6 protein-coding genes are annotated in these 5,099 nt (G+C 59.2%); 2 read left to right on the top strand and 4 right to left on the bottom strand.

The annotated features are described in order from the left end of the window. The 4 genes from IWX65_RS17985 to IWX65_RS17125 all read right to left on the bottom strand — a co-directional run. Positions 1–199: hypothetical protein (locus IWX65_RS17985; RefSeq protein WP_334683979.1), on the bottom strand; the 199-nt coding region annotated here is incomplete at its 3' end. 495 nt (positions 200–694) lie between these two features. Next, on the bottom strand, positions 695–871 hold the full coding sequence (locus IWX65_RS17130) for an excisionase family DNA-binding protein (RefSeq protein ID WP_334683978.1): 177 nt from the start codon (positions 869–871) through the stop codon (positions 695–697). An 810-nt stretch (positions 872–1,681) separates the two neighbouring features. Next, entirely contained in the window at positions 1,682–1,804 is a 123-nt protein-coding gene (locus tag IWX65_RS17980; RefSeq protein WP_334683977.1) for a hypothetical protein, read from the bottom strand. 99 nt (positions 1,805–1,903) lie between these two features. Further along, positions 1,904–2,152: an SOS response-associated peptidase family protein gene (locus IWX65_RS17125; protein ID WP_334683976.1), complete on the bottom strand. Its 249-nt coding sequence runs from the start codon at positions 2,150–2,152 to the stop codon at positions 1,904–1,906. A gap of 718 nt (positions 2,153–2,870) precedes the next feature. Here IWX65_RS17125 and IWX65_RS17120 point away from each other — a divergent pair. Beyond that, positions 2,871–4,403: a glycosyltransferase gene (locus tag IWX65_RS17120; RefSeq protein WP_196884757.1), complete on the top strand. Its 1,533-nt coding sequence runs from the start codon at positions 2,871–2,873 to the stop codon at positions 4,401–4,403. Further along, entirely contained in the window at positions 4,400–5,023 is a 624-nt protein-coding gene (locus IWX65_RS17115) for an ArnT family glycosyltransferase (protein ID WP_196884756.1), read from the top strand. The genes IWX65_RS17120 and IWX65_RS17115 overlap by 4 nt, the downstream gene beginning before the upstream one ends. The last annotated feature ends 76 nt before the right edge of the window (positions 5,024–5,099 follow it).

The following is a 5,099-nucleotide window of genomic DNA, read 5'->3' as shown; positions in this document are numbered from 1 at the left end:
CGCACCCGGGCTCGAAGATAAGGAGTGGGCCTTCCACCCAGGAAGCCTTTGATTGAGCATCGATCGCCTCGTTTCGTCCAGCTTCCCAGTCCTCAGCAACGGCTGTGGTGTGCAGCAAACGCGTGAGGTTCCTGGACTTCTCGGTGAGGACCCAGCGGATCGTCCTGCCGTGCGCATGCCGCAAGCCATGCCAAGGCATCTGTTTTCGAAGTGAAGAACCTTGTCGCGTGAACGGCGTTGGAAGCGCCGGCTGCCAAGACCCGGTCCATCGGACCGTTCCCGAATAAGGCAGCCCCTGAAATCCGTGAATTCGTGTTAAAAGCCGCCCGGGCGCCAATGCTGAGGCTGACAATCGTGGTCATATCGATCAAGACCGTGTACAGCTTCCCTTCACCAGCCCGGCACTGATCTCCAGTACGGACCGGGCATCCTTGTCACTGATATCCACCGACGGTGCCCACCCCAAATAGAGCATGGTGTCGCTGGTCTGAGTAAGCCATGCTTTGCCGTCGGCTGCCACTATCCGCTTCATTCACATCCCCCGATTCGGGGATTCCTTTGGCCCGTCCCGCCGTCAGCCCGAGGAACCACTTACGGTTCCAACGCCAGGCCGCGTCCCCGATCGTGAACGCCACCACTACTGTCGAGACCCTGAACGAGCACCTGTGTCGTCAGCAGGATGACGAGCAGTGGATCAGTGCCCGGGATTAACAAATTGGAGGTATTGCTGCACCGCCGTTTCCGGCACTCGGTAGGAGCGGTCGAACCGGATACCGTTCATCGCCCCAGACTGCACCAGACGGTACACCGTCATCTTTGACACGCGCATCTGGGCGGCTATCTCCGCAACGGTCAGAAGGTTCGTCGTCATTGGTCGGTTTTTTGCCATTGATACACCTGTTCCTTGAAACTCGTTCGTCACTTTGAGGTCATTATCAACAGTGGCCTCTCCTCGTTGGCCCTGCACGAGTAACCGCTACCTGTTTCCATGGCTCCCGCCATAAGTAGTCAACTCAAAATCGGAACCGCCTTGAGGAAGGGGTCGTTCCGTTGCAGGAAAATGGCATCCTGGTTATCGCCGTTGGTGGGCCGCCCCGGCATGCTCACTGCTGGCATGCTCGAGCGGACCTATGACCTCTGACGGCTGAACGCAGAATCCACCCATGATGCAGGCCTGGTCCCCGTCGTCCGCACCGGATTTCACGGACGACGATCCGCCATACTGCGCAGGACTGAAGCTATCGGGGCAACGCAAGCAATTGCCGGCAGTAGGCGGCTGGGCCCTGGCCCAGGCATCCGCTTCAGGGGTACCGAAGTGAACGAACCGCTGACGACGGACGATTATTCGTTTCGGCAGGTAGGCCTAGCGGATGGCTGCCCAGCCGGGGAGTGCCTGCGTGAGCAGTGACTTACGTTGGGCCTCCAGCTTCCCTGAAATGCGGAGCGTTCGTTGCTTGGATACCTATATCGCCAGCACCCTCTCCTCGGCTGGCCTGTCCGGCCGGTACCGGGGCATGGCGCCGTGCCTGGCGACGAACGCCACCAATGCAGCGAACCGCCTCTTCCAGTGTTCGGGTCGGGTGCCGCGTGCTTGCCCCTGCCGCTCCCCCACTTCACTCAGTACAGCGAGCTGGTCCGCGATGAGCCGACTTGCCCGGTGCGCTTTCCGTTGCCGGTACAGTCACCCATACAACCAGAGCTCATCGGCGTCCTTCGGGTTCTGTACCGGTAGCCGACCCTGCTCCTGGTAAAAACCGGGCAGGCGTGCGAAGTGTTCCCACCACAGCTCCTTCAACGTTTTCACCGGCTTGCCTGCTAGCTGGTTCTCGGGTTGGTCGTGGAGGGTCAGGCGTCGGCCGAACAGGGTGGGGTCGCGTTTTTAGGCAGTCCTGGCACATGGCGCCTAGCCCACCGGCTGAATGAGCTGCGGCCCGTCATTGCGCACCGATCCCACGTCCTTACCCACGATGCGCGGAATCAGGACCGATTCCGGGACGGCGGTGAGAAAGTGCTGGATCTGGTCCTTGTCGGTCATTGTCGGATCCAACCACTGGCCTTGCAATTCCTTCGGGATGATCACCGGGAATCGCTCATGGATCCCCCCAAGGCGTCGGTGGCCTGAGTGGTGAAAATCGTCGCGGTCACTGCCCACGGTTCGGGTGCAGTAACCGAGTAGTGGTTTCGTAAAGGCAGGTACGAACTACTCGGGACAGCGTGGAAGTGCGCGTAATAGCGTCTCCATAGGAGCTTCATTCTCGTCCATCCCATAGTGGTGGTTCGGGAGGATATGAAGCTTTGAATAATACAGTGCAGCTGTCAGTGCCGACAGGTCCGACAGTATCTGCACGGTACGTTTCCGAACGCGCGGAAGCGCTTCAAGCGGGGTCGGCGGCGTCGGAGACCCTCTTGAGACCGGGGTTCCATCCCCCAGCCGCCGCCGATCCCTTTGATGAGTTTATCAAGGAGGGAGAAACAGCGAGCGAATCACGCCTAGTGATGGCCTTGAAGCTATCGCCGCGTTGAAGTTTATGGCTTTCCGCAGTGGAGTTTCTCGTTCTGCTGGTGTTCGCATGAGTCACGTAGCGTAAACAAGATGTTGTTTTATGCCAAGCCGCACGGTGTGCCGTGCGCGTTGGTCCGCACCTTGTATAGAGCCTTTGTCCGCAGCGTCGCGATCCGCACCCCATTCACGTCGGAGCCGCATGCTTGCGCGTTCTGCTCGAGAAGCTCGTGCGCAGTTGCTTCAGGGCTTGCTGGAATCCCTGGCTTCTAATTCTGCAAATTGGTCTCTTCGTCCGCACTGCTGTCCGCGTGGTGCATTTACAAATGGTATGGCTCTCCGCGCTGTACTTGTCCTGATGGAGGTCTCTATGCGCTCAATGCGCGCAATCTCGTTGCACACCCTTATCGATGATTCGGACGAAGGTGCTCCCGTTGTCCCGGCAGCACCTGGGCAACCGGTTCCCGAACTTTCACTTGAAGATCCCGCGCAGCCAAACCGCCTTGACCCCGGGGCCACCGATACCGAGGCTATTTCGGATGGATCTCACCTATCAACCGTTGCGGAGAGCATCGCGCAATGGGCGGGGTATTCGACCCTGATGGTGGTGTCGGTCGTCCTGACCCTCATCGCGGTCACCACGTTGTTTTGGATGCTGCATGCGTGGCGATCTACAGAGCATCTGGAGCGCACCGGCTTCTCGACCGAACCACGGCCCGCACAGCACTTTTTCACTCTTCTGGTACCTGGTCGTCATGAAGAGGAAGTGATGGGCCAGACCCTTGATGCGCTGGCACGTCAGGATCATCCGAACTACGAAATCATTGCGATCGTAGGCCATGATGATCCAGGTACGGAGCGGGTCGTGCGGGAGGCAGCGACACGCCACCCGCACCTGATCACGGTGGTAGTCGATTCAAGTGTTCCCAAGAACAAGCCCAAAGCGTTGAACCTGGCCCTCAAACAGGCTAAGGGTGATGTCGTCGGGGTTTTCGATGCCGAAGACGAAGTGCACCCGCGGCTGCTGAGCATGATCGATTCTCGCTTCACCGAAACCGATGCCGATGTCGTTCAGGGCGGCGTGCAGCTGATGAATTTCGAAACTTCCTGGTGGTCCCTTCGCAATGTGCTTGAGTACTACTTTTGGTTCCGCTCTCGTCTTCACTTCCATGCAGGGGCAAATCTTATCCCGTTGGGTGGAAACACGGTGTTCGTCAAACGCAGCTGGCTTGACTGGTCCGACGGGTGGGATGCCGAGTGCCTCGCCGAGGACTGCGAGTTGGGCATCAGGCTCTCCAGCGAAGGGGCCAAGGTAGTTGTTGCCTACAGCCCGGAGGTCGTCACCCGCGAAGAAACGCCCGGAACTCTTCTGTCGTTGTTCAAACAACGCACCCGGTGGAACCAAGGCTTTTTACAGGTCCTGCGTAAAGGGGAATGGCGGAAGCTGCCCTCCAGAGGTCAGCGGCTTTCCGCCCGCTACCTGCTCTCGATGCCCTTCCTACAGGCCTTCATCGGATTACTGATTCCCGTGGCTATTGTGGTGGCCCTCACAATCAAGGTGCACCCGGCTGTGGTGATGGTGTCTTTCCTTCCCCTGACACCGGTCCTGATCACCCTGACCGTGGAAGCCGCCGGACTTCATGAATTCGGTCAGGTATACGGCCGCAAAGTGCGGGTTCGCGATTACCTCCGACTTGTCCTTGGAACGTTGCCGTATCAGATATTTCTTGCTGCGGCAGCGGCCCGCGCCGTGTATCGGGAGCTGAAGGGCGTGAATACCTGGGAAAAGACAGAACACGCTGGTGCTCACCGGACAGACGAGGTTCTTCCGGGACCCAACTCCCAGCCCCTGCCAGTGAGGGAACTGGCCTCTTCAGGATCGATAACTGGAGGTAACTCATGAACACGCTCACAGCGCAGCCCCCAGTAAAATCCCGACCACAAGCCCTACCCCAGAACTCCCGTGGCTCGGGAGCCCCGTCAGGAAAGGGATCCCACCTCGCCGGCGGGTCCGAAAGCTCGATTCGCCGTCACCTCTCGTCCCTACTGTGGCTTGCCCCGGTGCTCCTCACCGCGGGCGCTGTGCAAATTGTTAACATCGCGGGAACGCCACGCCGTATCGATGACGAAGGAACCTACGTTGCGCAGGCCTGGGCGATCACCAACCTCGGGGAGCTAACCCACTACACGTATTGGTACGACCATCCCCCGTTGGGTTGGATTCAAATCGCCATCTATGCGCAGCTCACCGATGCCTTCGACCGCTGGGACACAACAGTCCTTGCCGGCCGGGAGGCGATGGTAGTGGCACTGCTTGTCTCAGCGATCCTGCTGTGGGCGCTGTGCCGCCGAATGGGTTTCGCCCGGGTGACAGCCGCCGCTGCCACGCTCATCTTCAGCGTCTCCCCACTCGCGGTTCAATTCCACCGCTACGTCTACCTCGACAACATCGCTGTCCCATGGCTGCTGGCTGCGTTCCTATTGGCCATGAGCCCAAAACGTCAACTAGGTCGTGTCTGTTAATTGTGTACTCGGTGGAATGTGACTACTGCGGTGAGTAGCACTCCGCCAAGGAATGTGGTGGCGTATTTGTCGTAGC

It is taken from the genome of Arthrobacter sp. CAN_A214 (genome assembly GCF_015751955.1).
Classification (GTDB): Bacteria; Actinomycetota; Actinomycetes; order Actinomycetales; family Micrococcaceae; genus Arthrobacter_D.
The sequence above is the reverse complement of the archived record's forward strand: the minus strand, read 5'-3'. Positions and strand labels throughout refer to the sequence as shown.